This window comes from Escherichia sp. 94.0001, from assembly GCF_013369155.2.
GTDB classification, from domain to species: domain Bacteria; phylum Pseudomonadota; class Gammaproteobacteria; order Enterobacterales; family Enterobacteriaceae; genus Escherichia; species Escherichia coli_F.
The window spans coordinates 1-2,428 of the sequence record NZ_JABWMS020000143.1 but is presented as its reverse complement, the minus strand read 5'-3'; the positions used below and the strand labels follow the sequence as shown (position 1 = coordinate 2,428).

The 2,428-nt window shown below is 44.3% G+C and carries 4 protein-coding genes, 1 tRNA gene and 1 pseudogene; 1 reads left to right on the top strand and 5 read right to left on the bottom strand.

Annotation, left to right across the window (positions count from 1 at the left end):
• On the bottom strand, nt 1-106 hold a 106-nt coding region (locus tag HEN33_RS27195), incomplete at its 3' end, for a hypothetical protein (RefSeq protein ID WP_371415975.1).
• A 559-nt stretch (nt 107-665) separates the two neighbouring features.
• On the opposite strand from HEN33_RS27195, the gene HEN33_RS24670 reads away from it, so the two are divergent.
• Nucleotides 666-741, top strand: a tRNA-Ile gene (locus HEN33_RS24670).
• Nucleotides 742-840: 99 nt separating this feature from the next.
• On the opposite strand, the gene HEN33_RS24665 is transcribed toward HEN33_RS24670, so the two are convergent.
• The 4 genes and pseudogenes from HEN33_RS24665 to HEN33_RS24650 form a co-directional block, all read right to left on the bottom strand.
• Nucleotides 841-1,686 (bottom strand): DUF4942 domain-containing protein, encoded by an 846-nt coding sequence (locus HEN33_RS24665; RefSeq protein ID WP_001280427.1) that lies wholly within the window; start codon nt 1,684-1,686, stop codon nt 841-843.
• A gap of 84 nt (nt 1,687-1,770) precedes the next feature.
• Complete coding sequence (locus tag HEN33_RS24660; RefSeq protein ID WP_000445281.1) at nt 1,771-1,968, bottom strand: DUF957 domain-containing protein; 198 nt, start codon at nt 1,966-1,968, stop codon at nt 1,771-1,773.
• A 19-nt stretch (nt 1,969-1,987) separates the two neighbouring features.
• Nucleotides 1,988-2,251: pseudogene (locus HEN33_RS24655) on the bottom strand (DUF5983 family protein); the annotation flags it as partial.
• Between the two features lie 16 nt (nt 2,252-2,267).
• The coding region (locus HEN33_RS24650) for an IS1 family transposase (RefSeq protein ID WP_024237312.1) at nt 2,268-2,428 on the bottom strand (161 nt) is incomplete at its 5' end.

Sequence of the window (2,428 nt, the reverse complement as noted above, 5' to 3'; positions counted from 1 at the left end):
CTAATGTATTTAATTTGGAATTTAGATCCCCGTCAGTAATGTTCCATGATAACAATGTGGGGTTGTCGATAGGTAAATTTCTTGGTCCTGGTTTTATAGAAAACATAATAAAGTTCCTCTAATGGTAGAGTAATATGGTGTATACGGAAACATAAAAATGTTTAATTGTTGTGAAAGTAATTGCAAACAGATGTCCTACTTTTATCCAATATTTATATGGAAAAGGATAATGCTTAAATCTGTTTTTTTAATTATCGATGTGGTCTGGAGAGGCAACTGTCAAAAATCGCTCATACGAAACTAATGATTAGCAGAATAAGATCTATGAAAGAATATATTGCTATATGAAGTTTATTTTTATGGGGTGAAAAGTAACAGATATCATAATGATGCGAAAACTCTTCAGCTAATGTAATAAAGTTATATTATTAGATACAAAATCATTACAAACTATCATTGAATCGATGGTAACTATAAATAGTGCTAAGTATTAGCATTTGCTTGTTGACTGAGAGTATCGACTTTGTGAATGGAAGCGGTGTCGGGTTTTATGTCGCAGGTAATGACGACCCAGGATGAATGAGAACGCATAAAAATCTGTTATTTACATCATAAGATCATCATGTTTATTGCGTGGTTTATAAGTATTGTTATTGCATACTCAAGGCCCTTTAGCTCAGTGGTTAGAGCAGGCGACTCATAATCGCTTGGTCGCTGGTTCAAGTCCAGCAGGGGCCACCATATACAACAAAGGGTTAGCTAATAAACCAGCTAACCCTTTTTCTTTTGCCTTTGAATTGGGTCAGGTAATGGGTCAGGTAAGCTTTTTCTCCATCTGACTCAGATGGCTGATAGTTGCCCCGGATAATGCTTCGCAATGATGTCATTTAGCCGATCAACCAGTTCCGGTTTTCTGAACGTGATGTGCGCGGAGCCCTTCTTAAAGTATCTGATGCTGAACATCTCATCTTCATAGCTCTCTTTACCCTGAACAGACTGAATGTGATCATCCAGACGAATAGTGATGTTTTCCCGGTTGTCGGGGATCGGTTTGCCGCTGAACAGATGCAGCATTCTTTCCAGGTCGGCAAGTCGATCGGCCTGTTGCCCGGTGATAAGATGAAACCCCCACCGGTCCCACCTCACCAGGTTGTTGACGATAATTTTACTGCTAAATTTGCAGGGGCAATTGGTTTTGTAATTCCAGCTCAGCCCTCTGAAGACGTTGATCACCCCTCGCTCAAACACCTCATCCTTATTCTGGTGCAGTTGTTCAAATGTGCTCAGAATGTTCGCTTCACTGATTTCCGGAAAATTATCGTACTCCAGTGACCGGTACCATGTATCACGGGCCTGCGCATCCATTAATGACAGCATCCCGGAACGTTGCATCAGATCACGCCAGAGTTCGCGATCAAGATTGTGTGTGATGGCTTTCATTGCCGTTTCAGGTTTCTCCATGAGCCAGCAGCCACAGCGAAAATCCTGTTTCATCGCCCAGTCCAGTGCGGTTTTACCGCCAATACTTTCTGTCATTGCTGAGATTTCAGCCAGTTGCCGGATAAGTGTGTCGATTTGCAGCAGTGAACTCTTTCGTACAGCCAGAATGTGGCGGATACTGGTTGAGCAGATAACGTCCGTATGCCCGTTGACAACTTCCGGACGGGAGGCTGTGATATCAGACATAATCGATATTCCTTTTTGCAGATAAATGAAAACGCCAGCCCTGTTCAGGCTGGCGTCAGTGGAATGAAGTCTGGTGAGTAAGACTCACCGGTTCTGTTGCAGAAGCTGCAGTTGGCGCAGGGTATGGATATCTTCCCTGGCCTGTTCAATGCAGGGCAGCAGTGCTGCCGAATCCATTTTATCCTCATCGTTGTCGAAGATAATTCCGGATTCGCAGTCGATATTGTTCTGTAGCCACGCAATCAGAATATCCAGCGCCGTTTCTGTGGTTAATGATTCCATACTGTGTCTTTTGTCCAGGTTACCAGTTGAAGGTGGGTAAACCCGGCAGGCATTCAGCGCTGGCATCCAGGTGAATGAGACTGACGCCATAACGCCGGATGAGTGTGACAACCAGACGACGGAATGTTTTTGACAGGCCCAGACGTTTAAGTTGCAGAACCGGGTATGACCACGCATCGGTACGTAACAGATATCCGCTACCGGTAAAATGAATCCATTCTGATTCGCCGAAGTCACTGGTCTGGTGTGACAGCGAGTACAACCAGGCGTTGTCTGTTTCCGTGGGTAATGACTCCAACTTATTGATAGTGTTTTATGTTCAGATAATGCCCGATGACTTTGTCATGCAGTTCCACCGATTTTGAGAACGACAGCGACTTCCGTCCCAGCCGTGCCAGGTGCCGCCTCAGATTCAGGTTATGCCGCTCAATTCGCTGCGTATATCGCTTGCTGATTACGT